The sequence below is a fragment of the Pseudomonas sp. GW821-FHT11D10 genome, assembly GCF_058808435.1.
Genome location: NZ_JBXARR010000007.1, coordinates 49,170 through 72,516 on the forward strand (window position 1 = coordinate 49,170; position 23,347 = coordinate 72,516).

Annotated in this window: 15 protein-coding genes and 2 pseudogenes; 10 read left to right on the forward strand and 7 right to left on the reverse strand. The window is 59.0% G+C overall.

Annotated elements, in window-relative coordinates; all coding sequences use genetic code 11:
• The first annotated feature begins 5 nt into the window (after positions 1-5).
• From AC1RT4_RS20465 to AC1RT4_RS20485, 5 genes are all read left to right on the forward strand, one after another.
• Entirely contained in the window at positions 6-1,574 is a 1,569-nt protein-coding gene (locus AC1RT4_RS20465) for an FGGY-family carbohydrate kinase (protein WP_493087444.1), read from the forward strand.
• A 116-nt stretch (positions 1,575-1,690) separates the two neighbouring features.
• Positions 1,691-2,977, forward strand: a complete 1,287-nt coding sequence (locus AC1RT4_RS20470; protein WP_493087445.1) for a phospholipase — start codon at positions 1,691-1,693, stop codon at positions 2,975-2,977.
• Between the two features lie 45 nt (positions 2,978-3,022).
• Positions 3,023-4,981, forward strand: coding sequence for a DUF1302 domain-containing protein (locus tag AC1RT4_RS20475; protein WP_493087447.1), 1,959 nt, complete (start codon positions 3,023-3,025; stop codon positions 4,979-4,981).
• Between the two features lie 31 nt (positions 4,982-5,012).
• Positions 5,013-6,386, forward strand: a complete 1,374-nt coding sequence (locus AC1RT4_RS20480; RefSeq protein ID WP_493087449.1) for a DUF1329 domain-containing protein — start codon at positions 5,013-5,015, stop codon at positions 6,384-6,386.
• A gap of 488 nt (positions 6,387-6,874) precedes the next feature.
• On the forward strand, positions 6,875-7,069 hold the full coding sequence (locus AC1RT4_RS20485; protein ID WP_262158578.1) for a FitA-like ribbon-helix-helix domain-containing protein: 195 nt from the start codon (positions 6,875-6,877) through the stop codon (positions 7,067-7,069).
• 107 nt (positions 7,070-7,176) lie between these two features.
• Here AC1RT4_RS20485 and AC1RT4_RS20490 read toward each other — a convergent pair whose 3' ends face one another.
• The 3 genes and pseudogenes from AC1RT4_RS20490 to AC1RT4_RS20500 all read right to left on the reverse strand — a co-directional run.
• Positions 7,177-7,560, reverse strand: a complete 384-nt coding sequence (locus AC1RT4_RS20490; RefSeq protein ID WP_085685558.1) for a DUF6124 family protein — start codon at positions 7,558-7,560, stop codon at positions 7,177-7,179.
• A 470-nt stretch (positions 7,561-8,030) separates the two neighbouring features.
• Positions 8,031-8,894, reverse strand: a complete 864-nt coding sequence (locus tag AC1RT4_RS20495) for a methyl-accepting chemotaxis protein (protein WP_371321019.1) — start codon at positions 8,892-8,894, stop codon at positions 8,031-8,033.
• Positions 8,895-8,936: 42 nt separating this feature from the next.
• Positions 8,937-9,950: pseudogene (locus tag AC1RT4_RS20500) on the reverse strand (methyl-accepting chemotaxis protein); the annotation flags it as partial.
• 243 nt (positions 9,951-10,193) lie between these two features.
• Between AC1RT4_RS20500 and pmrG the strand changes: the two are divergent.
• On the forward strand, positions 10,194-10,865 hold the full coding sequence (pmrG, locus tag AC1RT4_RS20505) for a lipopolysaccharide core heptose(II)-phosphate phosphatase PmrG (protein WP_493087453.1): 672 nt from the start codon (positions 10,194-10,196) through the stop codon (positions 10,863-10,865).
• Complete coding sequence (locus tag AC1RT4_RS20510) at positions 10,862-11,683, forward strand: phosphatase PAP2 family protein (protein WP_493087455.1); 822 nt, start codon at positions 10,862-10,864, stop codon at positions 11,681-11,683. The genes pmrG and AC1RT4_RS20510 overlap by 4 nt, the downstream gene beginning before the upstream one ends.
• Positions 11,684-11,748: 65 nt before the next feature.
• Here the strand turns inward: AC1RT4_RS20510 and AC1RT4_RS20515 are convergent, their stop codons facing one another.
• Entirely contained in the window at positions 11,749-13,182 is a 1,434-nt protein-coding gene (locus AC1RT4_RS20515; RefSeq protein ID WP_493087457.1) for an ArnT family glycosyltransferase, read from the reverse strand.
• Positions 13,183-13,250: 68 nt separating this feature from the next.
• Positions 13,251-13,838 (reverse strand): ribosomal protein S5-alanine N-acetyltransferase, encoded by a 588-nt coding sequence (gene rimJ / locus AC1RT4_RS20520; protein ID WP_493087459.1) that lies wholly within the window; start codon positions 13,836-13,838, stop codon positions 13,251-13,253.
• A 143-nt stretch (positions 13,839-13,981) separates the two neighbouring features.
• Here rimJ and AC1RT4_RS20525 point away from each other — a divergent pair, with 143 nt between their 5' ends.
• Positions 13,982-14,560, forward strand: a complete 579-nt coding sequence (locus AC1RT4_RS20525) for a GNAT family N-acetyltransferase (RefSeq protein ID WP_493087461.1) — start codon at positions 13,982-13,984, stop codon at positions 14,558-14,560.
• Between the two features lie 94 nt (positions 14,561-14,654).
• Here the strand turns inward: AC1RT4_RS20525 and AC1RT4_RS20530 are convergent, their stop codons facing one another.
• Positions 14,655-15,023: a DUF6124 family protein gene (locus tag AC1RT4_RS20530; protein WP_493087463.1), complete on the reverse strand. Its 369-nt coding sequence runs from the start codon at positions 15,021-15,023 to the stop codon at positions 14,655-14,657.
• 138 nt (positions 15,024-15,161) lie between these two features.
• Positions 15,162-15,299 (reverse strand): annotated as a pseudogene (locus AC1RT4_RS20535) (hydrolase); the annotation flags it as partial.
• A gap of 630 nt (positions 15,300-15,929) precedes the next feature.
• Between AC1RT4_RS20535 and drmD the strand changes: the two are divergent.
• Both drmD and AC1RT4_RS20545 read left to right on the forward strand, forming a co-directional pair.
• Entirely contained in the window at positions 15,930-19,055 is a 3,126-nt protein-coding gene (drmD, locus tag AC1RT4_RS20540; RefSeq protein WP_493087465.1) for a DISARM system SNF2-like helicase DrmD, read from the forward strand.
• Positions 19,052-23,332 carry an Eco57I restriction-modification methylase domain-containing protein gene (locus AC1RT4_RS20545; protein WP_493087467.1) on the forward strand — a complete coding sequence of 1,427 codons (4,281 nt, stop codon included), beginning with the start codon at positions 19,052-19,054 and terminating at the stop codon, positions 23,330-23,332. Before drmD ends, AC1RT4_RS20545 begins: the two co-directional genes overlap by 4 nt.
• Positions 23,333-23,347: the final 15 nt, after the last annotated feature.

Below are 23,347 nucleotides of genomic sequence, written 5' to 3' on the forward strand. Positions count from 1 at the left end.
GCTCCATGGACAACCACCCGAACAAGCGTTACCTGCTGGCCATCGACAATGGCACCCAGAGCGTGCGCGCGCTGCTCTTCGATTTGCAGGGCAATCTGCTCGGCAAGGGCAAGGTTGAATTGCAGGCCTATTACTCGACGCAACCGGGCTGGGCCGAGCAGGATCCGGAATATTACTGGGCGAAACTGGGCGAGGCCTGCCAGCAGGTGTGGGCGCAAACCGGTATCGATCGTTCGCAGATTGCCGGGGTTTCTCTCACCACCCAGCGCGGCACGGTGATCAACGTCGATGCCGAGGGCAAACCGTTGCGTCCGGCGATTCTCTGGCTCGATCAGCGCCAGAGCGAAGTGGAAGGCGGGATCAAGGGGCCGTGGGGCTGGCTGTTCAAACTGGCCGGCGCGCAGGCCACCGTGGATTACTTTCGCGCCCAGGCCGAGGCCAACTGGATCGCCCGTCATCAACCTGACGTGTGGGCGGCGACCGACAAGTTTCTGTTGCTTTCGGGGTTTCTCACGCATCGCCTGTGCGGACGTTTCGTCGACTCGGTGGGTTGTTGCGTCGGTTACCTGCCGTTCGACTTCAAACGCCTGCGCTGGGCCGCGCCACGTGACTGGAAATGGCAGGCGCTGGCGGTGCGTCCCGAGCAACTGCCGACGTTGCACAAACCCGGTGAAACCCTCGGCCACATCAGCGCCGAAGCGAGTCGCCACACCGGCATTCCCGAAGGCGTTCCGCTGATCGCGGCGGGGGCCGACAAAGCTTGTGAAGTGCTCGGTTCCGGCGTCGTCGATTCGGGCACGGTGTGCCTGTCCTACGGCACCACGGCGACGATCACCAGCACCCGCTCGCGCTATCTGGAAATTGTCCCGTTGATTCCGCCGTACCCGTCGGCGGTGCCAGATCAGTACAACTGCGAGGTGATGATTTATCGCGGCTACTGGATGGTCAGCTGGTTCAAGAACGAGTTCGGCCTGCGGGAAATGCAGCAGGCCAAAGAGCAGGGGATCGAGCCCGAGCAACTGTTCGACGCGCTGGTCGATGCGGTGCCGCCGGGGTCGATGGGGTTGATGCTGCAACCGTATTGGTCGCCGGGGATCCGCGAGCCGGGCGTAGAAGCCAAAGGCGCGATGATCGGCTTCGGTGACGTGCACACCCGCGCGCACATTTACCGGGCGATCCTTGAGGGTCTGGCCTATGCGTTGCGTCAGGGCATGGAGAAAATCGAGAAGCGCTCGAAGATCTCCGTCACCCGTTTACGGGTCGCTGGCGGTGGTTCGCAAAGTGATGCGGCGATGCAACTCACGGCGAACATCTTCGGTCTGCCGGCGGAGCGTCCGCACGTCTATGAAGCGTCCGGTCTGGGCGCGGCGATTTGCTGCGCGGTGGGGCTTGGGTTGCACGCGGATTTCCCCACGGCTATAGCGGCGATGACCCGGGTCGGCGCGGTGTTTCAGCCGCAACCCGAGGCGCAGCAGGTCTATGAGCGACTGTACAAGGACGTCTATCTGCGCATGTATCGACAGCTCAAACCGTTGTACCAGAGCATCCGCAAGATCACCGGTTACCCGGCCTGAACGAATAGCGCACGTGGCGCTATCGGAGAACTTTTCTGGTGAGATCGGACAGTGTCAGGGGCGGGGTCGGTTGTTAGGCTCGATCCCCACGGCACACATAACAAGAACCAGAAGCAATGAAGCTGATCTCCCTCCTGCTGCTTTGCGCAATGGCCCCCACGGCGTGGGGCTGGTCGAACCATACGGTGGGCAGCTACCTGGCGTTGCAGGATCTGCCGGCGTTGCGCGATGCGTCGCCCGTCGAGGTCGAACCGCTGGAGCAGTTTCTCTCCGATCAATACCCGGCCATCGTCGCGTTGCTCGATGAGCAGGAACGCTTCGCCCGCGAGCATTTCAAGCAGTACCCGCCGCGCCCCGACAACCTCAAATTGCCCGCCACGCCGAGCGACAATCTGCGCCACGACTTCCTCACTGCGCTGCGGATCAATCCGCAGATTTATCTGGCGATGGTCATCCAGCCATTGCCGGGCAAGGACCTGTCCGAGCGCGAGCATCTGCAGGCCGATCAGGTCATGGTCGAGCAGACACTTTCGCCGTGGAATCGCCAGCGTTTCATTCGCGTGGCCGATCACGAAAAAGTCGCGCCCCTGGCCGTGCTGGCGAGCGCCGCCGACGAGCCGGATTACGGCCACGACATCAATCTGTTCAGCGACAACCCCGGCGAAGTCGCCGCGCTGTATGGCTTCGGCCCGCAGCCGTTTGGCGATGCGCGATTCCAGTACAGTTCCCAGGCACCGTTCCACATGGGCTTCTTCCATGAGAGCCCGGTGGTGTACGCGGCCGCCGGATTTCTCGAACGCAGCTGGCCGGACTGGCGCGCGTATCAGTACATGGGGCTGGCGCGACTGGCGTTTGCCAGTGGTCACTCTTATTGGGGTTATCGCTTCCTCGGCTGGGGCCTGCACCACGTTCAGGACCTGACCCAGCCGTATCACGCCAAGCCGTTGCCCGGCGTCGAACTGCCGAGCCTTCTGCTGCTGGAGGGCAAGGCGCTGGCCGGTTTTGCAGACGACAAACAGGCGTCCATCGAACGGGTCGCGACCCGCCACATGGAAGTCGAGAAATACCAGTCGACCTGGCTGCGCCGCGTGCTGCGCGCCGGTCAGCCGCATCCGATGCTCGACGCCTACGCCGATGCCACTCGGGACACCACTTACCCGCCGTACTCCGTGGACTACCTGCGCGAAGTGGTGAGTGCCGAGTCCGTCGACGACTCCGCCGCCTTCGATGAAGCCATCGGCCAGTGGCTGGAAACGGCGCCGGTGAGCAGTGATTTCAGCGCGGGCAATCAGTTGCAGCGCGAGACCTTCGAGCACCCGCAACTCAATCAGCAACTGCTCAGACTGCTCGGCCATTTCGGCGCCCACAGCCGGATTTATGTCCGTGCGGGACTGGCGCCATAAGCATCGCGGCTACACACAACAATAAGAACAGGGAAGGAGGAACAGATGATCAACACTCGATTGCGCCTGTCTGGCGTAGCGCTCCCCGGTGTCGGTTTGGCAGGGCTGCTGCAACTCTGCGCAGTCGATGCGGTGCAGGCCGCCGAGTTCAGCGTGCTGGACAATCAGGTCACCGGCTCGCTCGACACGACCTTGTCCTACGGCCGCTTGTGGCGGGTCCAGGGCCGGGACAAGACCAACGATGACGTCAACACCAACGACGGCAATCGCAACTTCGACACCGGTCTGGTTTCCGAGGTGTACAAGATCACTTCGGAGCTGGAAGCCAACTACCAGAACTACGGGATGTTCCTGCGCGGCACCGCGTTCTACGACACCCAGTTGATGGACAAGCGCAACGACTACTACCACAACAACAGCCCGTCGCAACCGAGCCAGAGTTATCCCCAGGACGACCGTTTCACCGGCCAGACCCGCGACATCGCCGGCAGCCGGATCGAGATGCTCGACGCCTATGTTCATGGCACCTGGGACGTCGCATCAATGCCGGTCACCGCGCGGGTGGGGCGGCAGGTGTTCAACTGGGGCGAGGGGATTTTCTATCGCGGCGGGGTCAACACCACCAACCCGGTGGACGCCGCGAAATATCGCTTGCCGGGTGCCGAGGTCAAGGAAGTGCTGATGCCGGTGGAGGCGCTCAGCTTCAACATCGGCCTGAGCGACAACCTGACCATGGAAAGTTTCTACCAGACCAACTGGAAGGAAACCCGCATCGACCCGGTCGGCACCTTCTATTCGCAGACCGACCTGTTCGCCGACGGCGGCAACACGGCCTACAACAACTTCAGCGGCACAGCCCTCGACACGCCGGTGCCGGGGTTCGGCAATGTCATCGGCCTGTACAGCGCACTGGGCAACAATCCGTTGCTCGGCCCGGCGCTGAAGTCCACCGGCCTGTACGCCAACGGCGTGACCCCGGCCTATGGCAACACCCTGAAGGTGGCGTCCATCGGCAAGGACTACAACGCGCGCAACGACGGCCAGTTTGGTTTCGCCTTCCGCTACATCGCCGAAGAGCTCAACAGCACCGAGTTCGGTTTGTACATGGTCAACTACCACGCCAAGGAGCCGACCATCGCCGCTGACCTTGGCGGCTACAACGGCATCGACATGAATGCCCTGACCAACATGCTGTCGAGCGTTGCCGGCAGTCAGGCCGGGGCCCTCGCCAACGGGCTGGCGACCGCCGATGTGATGGGCAACATCCAGGCCCATCGACGCTATGCCGAAGACATCCGCATGTACGGTTTCAGCTTCAACACCACGCTGGGCGAGGCTTCGGTGTTCGGTGAAGTGGCCTATCGGCCGAACCTGCCCATCGGCGTGGCGGCCACCAACGATTTGATCGGCGACCTGGCCAATGGCGCTGCCGCAGCGGTGTCCGGCAAGACCATCAACGTCGGCGGGCAAATGGTCACCCTCGACAGCCAGATCAACAACGCCGAGCGGGTGGAAGCGTTCAACACTTCGCTGGGCAGCATCTACAACTTCGGCCCGACGCTGTCGTTCGACTCGATGTTCGGCATCTTCGAACTGGCCTCCGAGCACCTGCGCGGCAGCAGCCTGCAATACACCGCCTACGACGGCAGCAACCGTTACTACGCCGGTACCGGCAACACTTCGTATGTGTCCGGCGGCGATCGCGACGATCAGGTCAACCGCGATTCCTACAGCTACACGGTGATGTTCAACGGCACCTGGAACGACGTGTACGCCGGGGTCAACGTCTCGCCTTACGTCGTCTACAAGGACGACTTCAAGGGCAACAGCTACCAGGCCGGCAACACCATCGAGGGCCGCAAGGCCTACACGCTGGGGATCAAGGCCAACTACCAGAACAGGCTCGAAGCCGAGTTGCAGTACACCGAGTTCTACGGCGGTGGGCAGAACAACGGCATTCGCGACCGCGACAACGTCGGTTTCAACCTCAAGTATTTCTTGTGAGCCCACAGGTTTTTGAATTCGGAGAACGAACATGTTTCCTGCATCACGACTGACCAAGTCCACACTGGCGTTACTTTTGAGCCTCACCGCCGCAAGCGCACTGGCCGCCATCTCGCCCCAGCAAGCCGAACAACTGAAAACCTCGCTCACCCCCATGGGCGCCGAGCGCGCCGGCAATGCGGCCGGCACCATTCCGGCCTGGACCGGCGGCATCACCCAGGCGCCGGCCGGCTACAAGCCCGGCCAGCATCACCCTGATCCGTACGCGGCGGACAAACCGCTGTTCACCATCACCAAGGCCAATCTCGACCAGTACAAAGCGCATCTCACGCCGGGCCAGATCGCCCTGTTCAACAGCTACCCCGACACCTTCCAGATGCCGGTCTATCCTTCGCGCCGATCCGGTTCGGCGCCGCAGTGGCTGTATGACAACACCCTGAAGAATGCGACCTCGGCCAAACTGCTGGAGGGCGGCAGCGGGTTCGCCGATGCCTATGGCGGTGTACCGTTTCCGGTGCCCAAGGATGGCGTCGAAGTGCTGTGGAACCACATCACCCGCTATCGCGGCATCTACGTGGTCCGTCGCGCTTCCGAAGCACCGGTGCAGCGCAACGGCAGCTTCGCGCTGGTGACCTCGCAGCAGGAGGGCTTCTTCAACTACTACCGCCCGGGCGGCCAGTTTGCCGACCTGAAAAACATCCTGTTCTACTACCTCGCCTTCGTGAAAAGCCCGGCCCGCCTAGCCGGTGGCGCAGCGCTGGTGCACGAGACACTGGACCAGCTCAGGGACGCCCGCCAGGCCTGGATCTACGACGCCGGCCAACGCCGCGTCCGTCGCGCGCCGAACCTCGCCTACGACACACCGATCGCTTCCTCCGATGGCCTGCGCACCGCAGACGACACCGACCTGTTCAACGGCTCGCCGGATCGCTTCGACTGGAAGCTCAAGGGCAAGCAGGAAATCTACATCCCCTACAACAACTACAAAGTCGGCAGCCCCGACGTGAAATACGCCCAACTGCTCACCCCCGGCCACCTCAACCCGCAATACACACGATACGAGCTGCACCGGGTCTGGGTGGTCGAAGGCACACTCAAGCCAGGCTCACGGCATATCTATTCCAAACGCGTGCTGTTCCTCGACGAAGACAGCTGGGGCGCCGCACTGGTGGATCAATACGACGGGCGAGGCGAGCTGTGGCGCGTATCGATGGCCTACCTGAAAAACTTCTACGACCTGCCCACCACCTGGAGCGCACTGGACGTCTTCCACGATTTGCAGGCCCGTCGGTACTACGTGCAGAACCTGGATAACGAAGAGGCCTCGACCGTCGACTTCTCGCAACCGGTGCCGGAGGATTCGTATTTCATGCCGTCGGCGTTGCGGCAGCGGGGGACTCGGTAAACGACGGGAATCAGCTCCCTTTCTCCTTCACCCTTTCGAGAGTGGGCGGGGTGAGGGAGTGGCTGTTGGCGGTGCCAGCGCGCCGATGATTCAGTCATCGGTTAACTGCGCAATAAAGTGTGACGAAGTAGCTGCTGAACCCAGAACAGCATCCGAGATAGATTTCGCCCTCGAACAAGATTGAAGGCGAAAGCATGCAGCGCAATATGCCCGATTCAACGGAATCCAATGCCTCCAGAGCTGATATTGCACAGATGATTGGTGAGCTCGGCGGTCAGGTAGCAAATGATCAAAAACTGTTATCTGCCTGTCATGACTCGATAAAGAGCGATGCTGACTTGCAGGGGCGAATGGCGTTAATCGATGAGCTCTACTCGCATGCTGACAGTGAAGATCATGCAGCGGCACGATTTGCAGAGTTGGTGGCTGATCGTGTGTATGAGTACGAGACTGAAACCGTTTTTATTCCTTATCCCTCTCCGTCGGAGATGACAGAGCAACTGCGTATCGCTGCCGCCCAAAACGGCCATTCCATGGAAGACGAAGCGCGGAAGATTTTGGAAAACGCGTTGGCTACCGTTGATCGAGCTGGCGGGTTAGGTACTCGGATACGCAATCGATTCGGCACCATGGGTGGCGTCGAGCTCGATCTGCCATCACGTTCAGAAAACCTCAGCGGCTGATAAACACCGCTCACAAAAAGCCCGCCGCCACACTAAAAACAGTGTGGCGGCGGGCTTTTTACAGGGTGCAAAAAATGGCGAGTGCACCGCACTCGCCACCTCCCGCATCAGTCCGTCGGCACGACCTTGTCCAGCGCACGGTTAACGGCCATTTCGGCGATCATCACGATCTGGGCGATGCCTTGCAGAGTCTTGCGGTGGCTGCCCTCGACCAGCGCCACATGATTGTTGAGCATGACGGTGGCGGAGCCGAGGGATTCGCTGGCGTCTACCAGCAGGGATTCAGTGTCGGCTTCGGGATGAGCCTGGTAGAGAGTGTTGGGTTTGTAGGGCGCGGCCATGATGTGGGCGCTGAGTGGGCCCAGGTGATAATCGAGGGCGCGTTCGGCGGCTTCGTTGAAACGTTTTGAGCCGGGGCATTCGTAGGGGGATGCCGGATCCGGGAGGGTTGTGGGTTCGGTGAGCGGTGGGTTTGGCGTTACCTTGAACATGGTGACTAACCTCTTGGTTGAGGCCGCACCTTTTCGCCGCTAAGCAAAAGGGTGGCAGCTGTGCGCAAGTTAGCGGACCGGTAGTCACCTTAAACCCGGCGCACCCGAAGGTGCCATGCGCACAGCCACCATCAAGTGCAGGCGAGTGCCTGACTGGATTCGACATGTGCAACCGTAAAGCGACTACCCGAGCCGCTAAGCTCGATCACTGGAAATCAGTGACGCAATCAAATTACGCAGCCAGCCCAAGGCGCACAAGCCGGCGGATTCTGGCGTAGCCGTAGGCAACGGCGCAAGGTTTTGTGGGCTTCGGGACGTATCACCGCGTGTCCTTAAACACCCATCGCCAACCGCGTGTAATTACGTTTCAGAACGCGTCATCCAATTCCCGAAGATGGCAATTTCAGGACAAAAAAGAAGGGCAGCTTTTCAGCTGCCCTTCTTTGTACATCGGCTTTCGCGTGCAGTGCTTACACGCGGAAATGGCTCACCATCTGCTGCAACTGCCCACCCAACCGCGCCAGCTCAACGCTGGATTTAGCCGTCTCATCACTCGCCGCCGCCGTCTGTTCCGACACGTCGCGGACGTTGATGATGCTGCGGCTGATTTCTTCGGCCACGGCGCTTTGCTGTTCGGCGGCTGCGGCGATCTGCTGGTTCATCGACTGGATGTTCGACACCGTGCGGGTGATGTTTTCCAGGGAGTCGCCGGCCTTGCGGGTCAGGGCCACGCTGCTGTCGGTCAGTGCGCGGCTGTTGTTCATCACGGCGGAAACCTGTTGCGTGCCGTTCTGCAGACCGGCCACCAGGCCTTCGATTTCCTCGGTGGATTTCTGGGTGCGCTGGGCCAGGCCACGGACTTCGTCGGCGACCACGGCAAAACCGCGACCGGCTTCACCGGCACGGGCGGCTTCGATGGCGGCGTTGAGGGCCAGCAGGTTGGTCTGTTCGGCCACGGCCTTGATCACGTCCATGACGCTGCCGATCTTGTCGCTTTCCTGTTGCAGCACGCTCATGGCTTCGGTAGAACGCACCACTTCGCTGGCCAGACGCTCGATCTGGGCGATGGCTTCGTTCACCACTTTGTCGCCTTCGCGGGCTTCGCCGTCAGCGGCGGCTGCAGCTTGCGAGGCTTCTTCGGCGTTGCGCGCGACTTCCTGCACGGTGGCAGTCATCTCGTGCATCGCGGTGGCGACCTGATCGGTCTCGACCTTCTGGCTGTTCACGCCGGCGCTGGTCTGTTCAGTCACGGCCGACAGTTCTTCGGCGGCGCTGGCGATCTGGGTGACGCCGTCGCGGATGCCGCTGATCAGGTCACGCAGGGTCACGCCCATGCGCGCGATGCCTTGTTGCAGCACGCCGAGTTCGTCGCGGCGGGTGACGATCACGTTGTGGCTCAGGTCGCCGCTGGCGATGCGGTCGACCACGGCCATGGTTTCCTGCAGCGGACGGGTGATCTGACGGGTGATGATGAACGCGGCGATGACACCCACCAACAAGGCCAGCAAAGTGCTGATCAGTTGCAGGGTGCGGGCCTGGGCGCTTTCCACATCACGACGGTCAAGCTGGATCTGATACAGCTGCTCGCTCAGGGTCACGATGGTCGCGCCCTGATCGGTCATTTCCTTGCGCGCCTGCACCGCATCGGTGTTGGCGTTCTTGAAGGCCTGCAAGGCGCTGCGGTAGTTGGTCAGTGCGGTTTCCAGCTGACGCAGGGCGTCCTGCTGCGAACTGGCGAAATGCACGTTCAGCTGTTTGAGGCTGGCGATGGCCACGTCCAGCTGGCCGACGGCTTTCTGCTCGGTCTCGGCGTTGGTGGTGGCGGTGTAGCCGCGCACTTCGTAACGCGCCAGGATGAAGGCTTCCTTGGCGGCGGTGATGGCCTGGAACTGCTCGAAACGCTGTTCGCTCATCTCCATCTGCTGGACGCGGGCGCTGATCGATTCGATCAGGTTGTACGCGGTCTCGGCATTGGCGGCCATGGTGTCGCGCGCCGTGTTACCGGTGCGGTAGGCGTTACGCATCTTGTTCAGGGACGTCTGGTACTCGGCGATGGTCGCCGCCTGCTCCTTGAGCAGCTTGACGTTTTCCGGGCTCTTGAATTTGCCGATCAGCGCTTGCTGTTGCGCGGCGAAACCGTCGAGGGTGGTCTGCACGTTCTGCGCGGCGGTTTCATCGCCATTCGTCAGCATGTATTGCAGGCGCACCACGCGCAGTTTGGTCAGGCCCGCGTTGAGCTGGGTGATGTCGCTCATCCAGTTGCTGCGGTCAATCAGGCCGCCCAGGCTGGTCCAGCCGGTGAGCGCCAGGATGCAGGTCAGGGCCAGGACGAGGCCGAATCCGAGCCCCAGTTTCAGGTTAACGCTGATGTTGCCGAACCAGCTATTCATCACAAATCCTCCAGAAAACGTTGTGCGTCTTGATCGTCGGTCAGGCTGGAAGATTGTTGTTTTTTTGAGCCAGCAAGGGTGTTAGCAGGACTGTATCGGCCGCAAATCCGATAGCTGAAAGGATTTTGTCCTACGGAATTTGTAACAAGCGCCCCCAAGACTTTTTTCACATGGGTTTCACTGCCTGCCCACGCCGTGCTCTTTAACCTCGCCGCATCGAATGACAAGTGATGGCGGCTTTTTGTGGAATTGCGACTGAGTCTGTTCGGCGTCAAGCGCTCGATTGATCTGAGTGGTCTGGCCCGTTTTCGAAACACCTGGGTGGTATTGGCAGCGTCGGCGCTGGTGATTCCGCTGACCCTGTGGCTGCTCGCTCCGGCGGCGGTGCCTGACCTTGCCCACGGCAATGTGGCCGGGGCACAGGCGCTGAAGGACGGCTGGGACAAGGGCGAGGTGATCGTGCTGGTGCGCCATGTCGAGCGCTGCGATCACTCGAAAGCCCCGTGCCTGAGCGGCCACGATGGCATCACCGATCGCTCGCGCAGTGTCGCGGTGAGCGTCGGCGCGCAGTTCGAGCAGTTGGGCCTGGACAAGGCCGACGTCTACAACAGCCCGATGATGCGCACCGTGCAGACCGCCGGTTACATGTTCAACAAGGCCGCGACCGGCGAAGACTGGCTGATCAGTTGCAAGGGCCGGATGCTGCAGGACGCGCTCGCGCACAAAGTCCCGGGACGCAACCTGATTCTGGTGACCCACAGCGAATGCATGGCGCAGCTGGAAAAAGACCTCAAGGTGCCGGCCTCGACCCTCGGTTACGGCGCATCGCTGTTTGTTTCCGCCGCCAGCCCGGCGGCCCCACAGATGCTCGGCTTCATTGAAGCCTCCGACTGGCGCACGGTGACCACCCAATGAAATCACGCTTTTATGCTTACAACTTCGGCATCCCGCTGCTGTGTGCCGCGCTGGTGTTCCTGATGTTCGACATGACCCGTATCGACATTGCCTTCAGCAACCTGCTGTTCGATCCGCTAAGCCAGACGTTCCCGCTCGACAAGATCCATTTCTTCGAAAAACTGACCCACAAGTGGGCGCGGATCATTCCGAACTGGACGGCGGAAATCGCCTTGATCGGCGCCATGCTTTCGTTTGTCTGGCCTCTGGTGAAACCGCAAAAGCATCCGCGTCTGGGTGGTTTTCTCGAGCGCTGCAAAGTCGCGCCGGTGCTGCGCTTTGCCGCCGATCACCGTAGGGATTTTCTGTTTGTGGTGGTGGCTTTCGCGGTCTGTACCGGGGTGATCCATTTCCTCAAGTCGCACACCAGCGTTTACTGCCCGATCGAGACCACGCTGTACGGCGGAAAGATGCCGCACATCGAGTGGTACAACAATTTCCAGCTGTTCCACGAAGCGGGTGAGGGGCGTTGCTGGCCGGGCGGTCATGCTTCCGGTGGTTTCACCATGCTGGCGCTGTACTTCGTGGCACGTCGTTATCAGTGGCGCTTCTCCAGCGCGTTGTTGTGGGGCTCGCTGCTGCTCGGTTTTGTCTACGGCACTACGCGGGTCCTACAGGGCTGGCATTACATGTCTCACACGTTCTGGGCCGGGATCTTCGTGTGGCTGGCGTGTTTGTTGACGGCGCTGGCGTTCTACGGGCGGGCTCGTCTGGAGTTGCCGGTGTTGAGCAAGCGAGAGCGGAAGGTGTTCGGCGCACAGCCTGAGGTTTCTCTCTAAGTCCTCGCCGCTGAAATGAAAAACCCGCCATCACCGGCGGGTTTTTCGTTTGTGCTGTCGTGGCATCAATAGCCTACGAAGTAATACGCCTGGCGCCCGACCATCATGGTCTTGTGGACTTTCAGCGGGGCGGCGGGTTCGCTGTCTCCCGATATCACGGCGATGTTCGATGGCGATGCGCTGAGAAATTCTCGTAGCTGTGCATCGGTGTCCAGGCCCTTGAGGACGCTCCGGGTATAGAACACGCTGGCGCCGCCGACCCGTTCGTTGGCTTGAAACAGCGCGACCTGATTGCCGCTCTCTTGCAGGGACTGGATGTGTTCGGTCAGCGGCAGGAACGACAGGTGTTTATCGGCGTTTGGCAGCGCCCATTGCGCGGCGCCAAGGTAGCTGGCGATGACCACCGTCAGTATCCCCGTCGCCACTGTCTGACGATGGCGGGCGATTCGTCCGACAAAACCATTCTTGTGATCCTTCAACCTGTCGAACAACACGCCCGCATATTCCGCTGCGATCACTGCCGCTGCGGGTGTCATGGACATCAGGTACACCGTGCGTTTGCTGGAGGCCAGGGTCAGCAGGATGAACTGCGCGATGATCCACAGGCTGAAAAACAGCAGGTAACGATTGGCCTTCAGTTCCTTGCGAAAATGCCACAGGCCCAGGTACACCAGAATATTCCAGGGCAGGAACGCCTGCGGCAGCTTGGCGAGGTAGTAGTAGAACGGCTCGTAGTGTCCGGCTTCGACGAACGATCCGCTGAAACGTCCTACGCTGTTGGTCAGCAACACTTCGCTGACCGCCTGGACGCCGCCGCGCTGATAGAGCACAGCGAGCCAGATCAGCAGCGGGATCAGCCCGAGCGCTGTCAACAAACCGGGCCGCAACCACTCGCTCAGTTTGAAGCGCTTGTCCATCAGATTGTCGGCCAGCAGATAAGCGAAAATCACCACACCCGGCATCGCCAGGCCGAGCACGCCTTTGCTCAGCGTGGCGATGGCAATCCCGACGGCAAACAGCAACGAATTGCCGAAGGTTGATTCTCGTTGCGCCTGGAAGAACGCCAACAGTGCCGTGGTCACGCCGAGCGCGAGCAACGCATCCTCGCCGACGCCGCGCACGTTGCTCCAGTAACTGGCCATGGTCGCTAGCAAAATTCCCGCCGTCCAGGCGATGGCCTTCGGGCGTTCGAAGCGGCGCAACATGGCGTACAGCAGCATCACGCTGAGCAACCCGGCCACCGCCGACGCCAGTCGCACCGCCCAGGGCGAGGCGCCAAAAACGCGCAGGGCGCCGGCGTCCAGCCACAGGCTCAGGGGCGGTTTTTCCAGGAAGGGCTCGCCGAACAGACGCGGTGTCACCCAGTCGTTGTCCAGGTGCATTTCCATCGCAATGCCCGCAACCCGGGCCTCGGTGGAGCCTTGCAGTTGATGGTTGCCGAGGGCGAAAAAGAACAGCAGAGCGGCAATCAGAAGCAGGGAAGAGGCGGCACGCGACATGGGTTCAGGCAACCGGAAGTGAGCGGAAACCCGAGCTTACGCGGCCAATCCTTAATAATTTGTGAACGTCAGGACAGCGGTCGTGACCAGCGTTGCTCCGGCGTTTCGAAACGCGGATTGATCCGCGCCGTCAGCACATGATCCTGCCAGCGCCCGGCAATGTTCAGATAGGCCTTGGCATAGCCTTCACGCTCGAACCCGAGACGCTCCAGCAATCGGGCGCTGCGTTCATTGCCGGGAATGTAGTTGGCCATGATCCGGTGCAGGTTCTGGGTGTCGAACATGTAGGCGATGGCCGCCTCCAGCGCTTCCTGCATCAAACCCTTGCCCTGATGCGCCTCGTCGATGTGATAACCCAGATAACACGCCTGAAACGCACCGCGGATGATCCCGCTGAAATTGCAGGCGCCGATCATCTGCTCGCCGTCCGGGGTCAGCAGCGCCATATGCACCGCGAGCCCTGCTTCGAAGGCGCTGGCCTGTATTTCAAGGCGCCGGCGGATCTGTTCGGTGGAAAAGTAATCGGTGGTACGAATCGGCGACCACGGCGCGAGATGGCGTTGATTGCGCTGGTAGAACGCGCTTTCCAGTGGCGCCTGATCCGGGTCGAGTACCGCGAGCGTCAGGCGTTGACAGGGCAGGGTCAGCAGCGGCATCGGGTGCTCCGGAGGCATGAAGTGATAGACAGAATTGTCCGGCCGGACGGAAAACACAACTGGATAGCCGACCGCAGAACACTATAAATTTCCCTGATTCACTTCACATCCGGTTATGAGATTCGTCGTTCAAGGAGGACATGATGGAATGGGCATTCAAGGCGGGGGAGCAGTCGCTGCGACTGATACCGGCGGATCCGGCGTTTTATTCGTTGTTTCAGCAGGCACTGAACGCCAGCTACCTCGATCATTCGGAGTTTCTGCCCTGGCCGCGTGAGTACACCAACGCAGAGCAGGCGCTCGAATTCCTGCTGAAGGCCCGAAAAGAGTTCAACAGTGAAACCGGCGAGCGACGATGGCTGATCGTGACCGAGGACGGGCAAGCGCTGATCGGTTGCATCGGATTGAAGCCCCGCACGCGCAACCGCTACGTCGTGGGCTATTGGGCCAATACCGAGCAATCGGGCAAGGGATACATGCGCGCCGCCCTTACACATCTGCTCAACAACCTTTCTGAATTCACCTTTTACCTGACCGCTTCATCCGCCAATGCGCGAAGCCGGCGTCTGGCCGAGGCTGTCGGGTTCGTATTGATCAGAATCCACTTAGGGGCCCGGCAATCGGAACGACACGGCGAGCAAGACACCTGCGTCTATCGTCTGCCAGGCAAAGCGCAGGCGAAAAAAAGCCCGCAGGAGCGCGGGCGAACCGTAGTTTCTTGAATGAGCGAGGGCAATGTACACGGCCATCACCGCCGCCGGGGTGAAGAAAAGTTCATGTCGATGAACGACTTGCGTCATCGACGAACGGTCGTTTTCAGTGCACGACAGGCGCCGTCGTACGGGGCACCAGATTCACCGGATCAAGGTTCTCCACGGCACGATTGACCAGCATTTCGGTCATGATCGACAGCTGCCGGATCGCCAGCAACCGGCTGCGTTGAGACCCCGTGAAATCATCGGCAATGTTGGCCGTCACCATGTTCAGCGCCGCCAGGGTTTCGCAGGCATGGGTCAGCAGAGTGGCCGTGTCCACGTCAGTGCGCACGGAGAAAATCTCGTTGAAAGGCAGGGTTCGACGCGGCTTTCTCACGTATTCCTGAGGCTGGGCACGCACAGCCGGTTCTTTCGATTCGGTTTCGTGAGGCGGTGTTTGATCAGGCAGGCTTCGGGTGTCTTTTTTCATGACGAGGCTCCATGGTTTCAGGCTCCCGGCGAATTCCTTTGGTAAACCATCTGCCGGGTTGCAGCGGAGCGCGAAGACTAGCGTTTGGAAGCATCTTGAACCAGTTCATGGAAGTCGACGCGGGTTGCGGGAAATTTCCTAGGACGCCTGCAGACAGGAGCGAAGTTCATCCGACGTCAGCGTGTGCTTGAAGTGATGTTCCCATAACCGCACCCCCAGCCCGCCCGAACGATCCAGCGACGAGCCCACCGTCAGATCCGTGAGCAACGTCGGCTGAGCTCAATCTGAAGCGAAAGATGTACTTACCGAGCAGCTCCGATTCCTCGCACTGGATCCGTTCGGCGCGAAGTTCCCGCACTTCGGTATCGAAATCGGAGGCCGGCTCAGCGTCGCGATCGGTTTGACGGAGGATGCGGAACGCATCGCTCGTGTCGTTCCACATCTCGATATCGGGCCGATTATACGGTCTGTGACGGAGCGTATCGACCATGCGGAGCTCTATGACGACTGATGAGTCGGTGTGAAGCTTTTTTTTGAATCACCGAGCTCCAGCAGGGTATGCGTATCTGCCTTGATCTGCAAAGTGCGGGGCGATGTAGCCAACGCGCCGGGTCCGGCAAGTCCGCGCCCGCAAACTGACCATGCTGGCAAAAAGCATTGAGTATAGCTTTACCCATGTTCAGGCAGTGGATAAGGTGACGGACATCGCATCATGGCAGGCCGTGATACCTCAGGGTTGGCCGATCTACAGCGTTATCTGCGAGCACAAACGCTGCCGTTTCAGCCCTCGAACTCCACGCCTGTACCTAAGTGAATTAGTGCTTTGCGCCCATAAAACGCGCCGGGCATAGGCTTTTGCTCATCCGTATCCATCAGTTAGATGATTACGGTGCTAAGGAGTTAAGAATGACCGTAATGGCGGAAGACAGCAGCTACCGCGATATCCCCGAACCGGGCCAGCTCGTCGAAGTTAGGCGTCGGCAGTGGGTAGTGGCCGAAGTGGACGCTTCCAAACTGGGCAGCGTGCGGCAGCATGCCATCACGCTGGCTTCGATCGACGAAGATGCTTTGGGCGAAGAGCTCCAGGTGATCTGGGAGATTGAGCCCGGGGCGCACGTCATTGAGAGGGCTGGTTTGCCGGCTATCACCGGGCAGGATGATTCCGACACGCTTGAGGCCTTTCTTGATGCTGTGCGCTGGGGAGCTGCTACCAACGCCGATCGCGGTTTTCTCCAGGCACCGTTTCGCAGCGGCGTGAGCCTTCAGGACTTCCAGTTGGACCCGCTGGTGCGTGCGATCGACATGGCTCGCGTCAACTTGCTGATTGCCGATGATGTAGGTCTCGGCAAGACGATCGAAGCAGGTTTGGTCATCCAGGAAATGCTGTTACGCCATCGGATCCGCACTGTGCTGATCGTTTGTCCAGCGTCGCTGCAAGAGAAGTGGCGCATGGAGATGATGGAAAAGTTCGGCTTAGAGTTCCGCATCGTTGACGGCACCTACATTAAGGAAATGCGACGTGAACGAGGAATTCATGCCAATCCATGGGCCTCGTTCCCGCGCTTGATCACGTCAATGGATTGGGCCAAAGCTGGGGATGGTCTGCGTGCCTTCCGCGATATCTTGCCGGTACATGTCAGCTATCCACGCAAGTTCGACATGCTGGTCGTCGACGAGGCGCACAACGTCGCGCCGGCAGCGAGTGCGCAATACGCCATCGAGAGTCAGCGCACCCGTTTAATCCGCACCATTGCCCCGCATTTTCAGCACCATCTGTTCCTGACCGCTACGCCGCACAACGGCTACACCGAGTCCTTCACTTCGTTGCTGGAACTGCTCGATGACCAGCGCTTCGCACGTAACATCATGCCGGAACAGAAGCAACTGTCCCAAGTGATGATTCGCCGCCTCAAGAGTGAAATCACCGACAAGGATGGGCAGCTGATCTACGCTCAGCGCAAGCTGGAAGCATTGCCTGTCGACTATACCGCCAAAGAAAGAGAGATCCATCGCACGCTGCAAGAGTTCTGTGCCAGCAGAGAAACTGCGGATGGCGAATTGGGCGGCGTGACAGGAGCGTCCTTCGTCAATCAGTTGATGCGCAAACGCTTGTTCTCCTCGCCCGCTGCCTTCGCGTCGACCCTTGAAAAACATGTCGCGACTTTGGATAACGGCGGAAATGGTAAGGCGCGGACGGACCTCTCCGAGCGCATTTTGCTTAAGGCGATTCAGCGTGCGGAAGAGGATTACGCCAACGACACGGATGTTGAGATTGCGCAGCAAGAGGCTGTCGAGGAAGCTACACGCCACTCGCGCCCCTTGAACTCAGAAGAGCGCATCCTGCTCGACGAACTCAGGCATTGGGCTCAGCAGGCGATGAATCAGACCGACTCCAAGGCCAAAGCTCTGCTCGCCTGGATCGAACGCTATCTGAAGTCCGATGGAGCCTGGAACGGCAAACGTGTGATTCTCTTCACCGAGTACCGCACCACGCTCGATTGGTTGCACCAGATTCTGGCGACTCATGATTTGGGTGGGGATCGCCTGATGATACTGCACGGGGGCATGGATCACGACGATCGAGAACAGGTTAAGGCGGCATTCCAGGCCGCGCCAGACGTTTCTCCTGTGCGCATCTTGCTGGCCACCGATGCCGCCTCCGAAGGTATTGACCTGCAGAACCACTGCAACCACCTCATTCATTTGGAAATCCCGTACAACCCGAACGTCATGGAGCAACGTAATGGTCGTATCGACCGTCACGGCCAGCGCGAAAAAGAGGTGTTGATCTGGCACCCGGTCGATGCTCGTGTGGACGAGGAGGCTGTCGGCGGCCACAGGGAAGACATCCTGCGTGCTCTGCGCAAACTTGACTCAATGCGCGCCGATATGGGCAGTGTGAACCCAGTGATCGCACCGCAGATGTCCGGGCTTATCGAAGGATCTCTGCGCGTTCTGGATACCCGGCTGGCGGATGCGAAGATCTCCCAGGCTCGCCGATTCGTCAGAGCCGAAAAAGACCTGGCTAGCCGAGTAGCAAAATTACACGAGCGCCTGGTCGAGACACGGGAGGACTTCCACCTATCTCCACAGCATATTCTAAAAGCGGTTGAAACCGGGTTGGCACTGGCCGAAAGGCCTGCTCTTAAGCCATTGATGATGGCAGGTATTCCATCGGGTAAGGTCTTCGAATTGCCACCTTTGGGTGGTACTTGGGAGCGTTGCCGCGAGGGGCTAAAACATCCCTTCACCGGTATCACCCGTCCAGTAACCTTCGACCATGAAGTCGCCAATGGGCGTGACGATCTAGTGCTCATTCACCTCAATCATCATTTGGTTCAGAGATGCCTACGCCTGCTGCGTGCCAAAGTTTGGGAAAAAGGTGGCAACAAGCCTCTGCATAGGGTGACCGTGCGCGTGTTGCCCGATGATCGTCTCGAAGCTCCAGCAATAGTGGTGGTATCACGCTTGGTGATCACTGGCGGCAACCATCATCGTCTGCATGAAGAGTTGACGTTCGCAGGGGGTTATCTGCGCGAGCAGGGCTTCAAACGCGAAGAGAGTGTTACTCGAGTACAAGCCTGGTTGGACGAAGCACAGCCTTGTCAGCTTGACGACACGGAGTTCGACATGTTGCGCTCTCGATTTGACAAAGTTGAAGAGGCCATTCAGCAATCCCTTGAGGCACGTTCGCGGAATCGACTCGAGTATTTGGGCAACAGTCTGAAAACCCGCAAAAACAAAGAAAAAGAAGACATTCGTGCGGTGCTTGACGAGCTGGATAGCGCCATTCGCAAAGAGCTTAGTAAGGAGGAGCTGCCTGAGCAGTTTTCCTTGTTCAGTGAAGATGAGCGCACCCAAGTCCGTCGTGACAACTTGGCCTTGCAGACGCGTCTTGCGCGCATTCCAGTCGAGCGGGAGCAGGAAATCAGCGCCATCGAAGCACGCTATGCAGAACCACAGGATCGCACCTTCCCGGTCGCCCTCATTTTCATCGTGCCCGCATCGTTCGCTCAGGGAGCCCCCCAATGAAACCGCTCGATATCCACGATGAATGGTTGTCGCTGATCGAGATATCAGGGCCCTTCCTAGCTACCCCCGTATTGAAGCGCGTCTTCTCCACCGGCCTGCCAGCAGCCGAACCGCGGATTCGCCAGTATTTACGTCAGGCCTATGACGAATGGTGCGAAGCTCGTGACAACGACGATCCCCGTTTCGCCGAACTGCACCGAGCCTGGATTCACGAGCTGCTCGCTCGTGGTTTGGAATACGATGAGTCCGACAGTGGAGAGCTTCTCCTGCGTAACGAGCGCATACCTGCGGAGCTGCGTGTCAACCTGCCCGAGCATGGCGTCACCTTGACGCCTGACTATGCCCTGGTCTCTGGTGGTAAAAGTCAGCTGCTCGTCCAAATCTACCCAGCAGGAACGGACCTCCAAGCCGCCCTGAAAATCGATAGCTGGATCGCCAGCCCGGCCGAGCGCATGGAGCGGCTCTGCCGGGCTAGCGGATGTCGCCTCGGCATGGTCACCGATGGCGAGCGATGGATGGTGATCGATGCTCCTGTCGGATCGGTATCGACCTTCGCCAGTTGGTACGCACGACTCTGGGGACAGGAGCGGCTAACGCTGCAGGCCTTCCTCACCTTGCTGGGTATCAGACGCTTCTTCGGGCCTGATGATGAGACACTACCCTCAATGCTGGATGAGTCTCTCCAGCACCAGGAAGAAGTTACCGATGCTTTGGGCGAGCAAGTTCGCCGTGCGGTCGAGGTGTTGATCCAGGCGCTAGACAAAGAAGACCGCGAGCGCTCGCGGACGCTGCTGCAAGGTGTCGAACCGGCCGAGCTCTATGAAGCGGGCCTGACTATCATGATGCGTCTAGTGTTTCTATTGTCGGCCGAGGAGCGAGGGCTCTTGCTAATGGGGGAGCGGGTGTACGAAAGTAACTACGCCATCTCCACTCTACGTATGCAGCTGAGCCGGGAAACTGAGGAGGTCCTCGAGAGGCGCAACGATGCCTGGTCGCGGTTGCTAGCGACCTTCCGAGGGGTTTACGGTGGCATTGAGCATGAAACCCTGCGGCTTCCCGCTCTGGGGGGGTCGCTATTTGACCCCGATCGTTTTCCGTTCCTCGAAGGTCGCGGTAAAGGCTCCGACTGGAAGGTCGATCCCGCGCGACCGCTACCGATCGATAACCGAACTGTTTTGCTCTTGCTGAAGGCCATCCAGCAATACGAGGGCCGGACGCTGTCTTATCGTGCTCTGGATGTTGAACAGATTGGTTACGTCTATGAAGGTCTGCTTGAGCGCACTGTTCGCCGTACCGAGAGGGTGTCGCTGGAGCTGAGCGGCGGTAAAGGAGCGAGGAAAACACTCTACGCCCTGGACGAACTGGAAGCGCTGCATCGTCAGAGTGGTGAGTCGCTGGTCCATGTATTGTCTGGTGTTGAGGCGATAAAGCGAGGCGCTGGAGTCATCCGTAAGGCTCTCGAGCGTCCGGTTGACCCCATTCAGGCCAACCGCCTTCTCACTGCGTGTGGTGGCGACGAGGTATTGCGGGATCGTGCACTACCCTTCGCTAATCTGCTTCGCACGGATCCTTGGAATTACCCTTTGATCTATCCGGAGGGCGCATTCATCGTCACGACGGGCAGCGATCGTCGTGAGACGGGTACTCACTATACCCCTAAATTGCTAACCGAAACGATCGTCACTGAAACCCTCACCCCCTTAGTCTATGTTGGTCCGGCAGAAGGTAAACCTCGTGAGGCATGGCAGCTCAAGTCTCCAACCGAATTGCTAGAGCTCAAGATATGCGACCCTACAATGGGTTCGGGTGCTTTTCTTGTGCAGACCTGTCGCTGGCTGGCCGATCGTCTTGTCGAAGCCTGGGTGCAAGTTGAATCCTCCGGTAGGGCAATAAGCGTGTATGGAGAGGTTCTGGAAATCCTAGCGGATAAAGAGCCATTGCCATCCGATACAGAAGCTCGCACGGTGATCGCACGCCGTCTTATCGCCGAGCGCTGCCTCTATGGCGTGGATATCAACCCGCTGGCAGTCGAGCTCGCCAAGCTCTCGATCTGGCTGGTCACATTGGCGAAAGGCCGCCCCTTTGGCTTCCTGGACCATAACCTGCGTAGTGGTGACAGCCTGCTAGGCATCCACAAGTTGGATCAGCTCAACGAGCTGTCGATGAATTCATCCAGAAAGGGACAACATCGCCTTTTCGGGCAAAACATCAAGCGCGCAATGAGTGAGGCTATTGAATTACGGAAGCAACTGCGTGCAATGCCGATTCGCGATATGCGTGACGTCGAAGCGATGGCAAGGCTGGATGCCGATGCGCGCCAAAAACTCGAAGTGCCGGAGCGTATTGCCGATGCTTTCGTCGGCATCGTGCTGGCTTTAACCAATCAACGAATCAGCAATGCCCGGCTGGAAGCACTCGCAATTGAGGCTGACCGCATAGTGGAAGGTGACGTGGCGACTCTGGCCACGTTAGGCCGCAGGGCGGCAGAAGATCTCGCCACGGACGCTCCAAACGGTCGCGTGCGAAAGCCGTTCCATTGGCCGCTCGAATTCCCGGAGGTGTTCGTGCGTGAAGAAAGTGGCTTCGACGCATTTGTCGGCAATCCGCCCTTCAGTGGAGGTCGTTTGGTAGGCCGGCGCTTCGGCTTGGCATACCAGGAATACTTGAAATTTGTCCGTAACGATGTCGTGGGGTCACCTGACCTTTGCGCTTACTTCTTCCTTCGTGCGTTCAGTCTGATTGGGAGGCGTGGGTACTTCGGATTGCTCTCGACCAAATCTATCACTGAGACAGGCTCACGAGTCGTTTGCTTGGATCAGATTATAGGCATGGGAGGATCTGTCTATCGGGCCTATTCGAGATTTCTGTGGCCTGGCAATGCGGCAGTCGTCGTATCCATCGCTTGGGTGGCTCGCGATGGCTGGTGTGGCGATAGGTTGCTTGATGATCGGTCTGTGGTGAGCATCAATGCTGCCTTGGAGGAGGATTTTCAGATCAAGCGTCCCCAGAAACTAAAAGCTTTGAAGGGGCGCTTTTCAGAAGGCCAGAATGTAATGGGCCGCGGATTTGAACTCACGACTGAGGAGCGGGATGCAATCCTTGCCGAAGAGCCCAAGTGCGCGGAAGTGATTTTCCCGCTCTTCATAGGTCAAGATCTAAATAGCATGGTCAAATTGGAGCCGTATCGGTGGGTTATCTATTTTCGTGATTGGCCAGAAGAAAAAGCAAAGCAGTTTGGGCCGGCATTCCGCCGAGTGTACGAGCTCGTCAAGCCCTATCGAGACTCCCTCACAGGTCAGATCCACCAAGACTGTTTTTGGAAATTCTGGGATCTCAGGCCTCTTCTGATTTCGGAGCTTGAAGCTAGAGCGACCATACTGGCTTCAGCTATCAATAGTAAATATGTGAGTTTTCGTAGAATTCCAACTGGAAATGTCTACAACAAAAAGACGAAGCTATATTTCATTGATACGTGGTGGGAGTTTTCTATATTGCAGTCCACTCTCCATCAGGAATGGGCATTTTGGACTTGTGGAACTTTAGGTGCTTCAACGATTAATTACTCCACGTCATTCGCTCTTGAGACATGGCCGATGCCGGACAGTGAGCGAGCTCCTGAGCTTGAAACCCTCGGCGAACGGTATCACGTGCACCGTGAAGAGCTGATGGAGAGTGAGTCGATTGGACTGACACAGTTTTACAATTTTTTCCACGATCCTCTCAGTACGGACTCGCGCGTTCAAGAACTCCGAGCAATACATCGCGACATCGACCTGGCGGTACTGAAAGCTTATGGCTGGGAAGATTTAGAACCAGGACATGACTTTCATCCTATCCCCTATCTGCCGGAGAATGATCGTATCCGGTTCACGTTTTCTGAGCGCGCTCGCCTTGAGGTCCTGCGGAGACTTTCCGAGCTTAATCACGAGCGCTATGCGCAGGAAGCAGCGCAAGGTTTGCATGGCCGCATAGCCGGACGCACCGCCTCACGCTCTTCGCGCGACGGCCGCTCCGCCAGCGTCGAGCCTATTCAGCCAGCGTTCGATTTCGACGCGATTCCGTCACCAACTCCTGGTGCCAACGGCTTCTCAACCGAAGTATTGGAGTTTTTGAAGTCAAATGGTGGCTGGCATGCTAAAGCTGACATCCTGGCGGCTACAAACATCAGCGATGCTCAATGGGCGTCGGTCATCGACTACTTAGTCGCAAGCTGCAAGGTCGAGCAACAAGGCGAAAAGCACGGTGCACGGTATTGCTTCGTTGGGGAGGTAAATTAATGAGTATCCAGCGCT

What these genes read in the sequence shown, in the direction of transcription:
- AC1RT4_RS20465 (WP_493087444.1), top strand. Translation starts at nt 6, where the DNA reads ATGGACAACCACCCGAACAAGCGTTACCTGCTGGCCATCGACAATGGC.
- AC1RT4_RS20470 (WP_493087445.1), top strand. Translation starts at nt 1,691, where the DNA reads ATGAAGCTGATCTCCCTCCTGCTGCTTTGCGCAATGGCCCCCACGGCG.
- AC1RT4_RS20475 (WP_493087447.1), top strand. Translation starts at nt 3,023, where the DNA reads ATGATCAACACTCGATTGCGCCTGTCTGGCGTAGCGCTCCCCGGTGTC.
- AC1RT4_RS20480 (WP_493087449.1), top strand. Translation starts at nt 5,013, where the DNA reads ATGTTTCCTGCATCACGACTGACCAAGTCCACACTGGCGTTACTTTTG.
- AC1RT4_RS20485 (WP_262158578.1), top strand. Translation starts at nt 6,875, where the DNA reads ATGACAGAGCAACTGCGTATCGCTGCCGCCCAAAACGGCCATTCCATG.
- AC1RT4_RS20490 (WP_085685558.1), bottom strand. Translation starts at nt 7,560, where the DNA reads ATGTTCAAGGTAACGCCAAACCCACCGCTCACCGAACCCACAACCCTC.
- AC1RT4_RS20495 (WP_371321019.1), bottom strand. Translation starts at nt 8,894, where the DNA reads ATGGGCGTGACCCTGCGTGACCTGATCAGCGGCATCCGCGACGGCGTC.
- AC1RT4_RS20510 (WP_493087455.1), top strand. Translation starts at nt 10,862, where the DNA reads ATGAAATCACGCTTTTATGCTTACAACTTCGGCATCCCGCTGCTGTGT.
- AC1RT4_RS20515 (WP_493087457.1), bottom strand. Translation starts at nt 13,182, where the DNA reads ATGTCGCGTGCCGCCTCTTCCCTGCTTCTGATTGCCGCTCTGCTGTTC.
- rimJ (WP_493087459.1), bottom strand. Translation starts at nt 13,838, where the DNA reads ATGCCGCTGCTGACCCTGCCCTGTCAACGCCTGACGCTCGCGGTACTC.
- AC1RT4_RS20525 (WP_493087461.1), top strand. Translation starts at nt 13,982, where the DNA reads ATGGAATGGGCATTCAAGGCGGGGGAGCAGTCGCTGCGACTGATACCG.
- AC1RT4_RS20530 (WP_493087463.1), bottom strand. Translation starts at nt 15,023, where the DNA reads ATGAAAAAAGACACCCGAAGCCTGCCTGATCAAACACCGCCTCACGAA.
- drmD (WP_493087465.1), top strand. Translation starts at nt 15,930, where the DNA reads ATGACCGTAATGGCGGAAGACAGCAGCTACCGCGATATCCCCGAACCG.
- AC1RT4_RS20545 (WP_493087467.1), top strand. Translation starts at nt 19,052, where the DNA reads ATGAAACCGCTCGATATCCACGATGAATGGTTGTCGCTGATCGAGATA.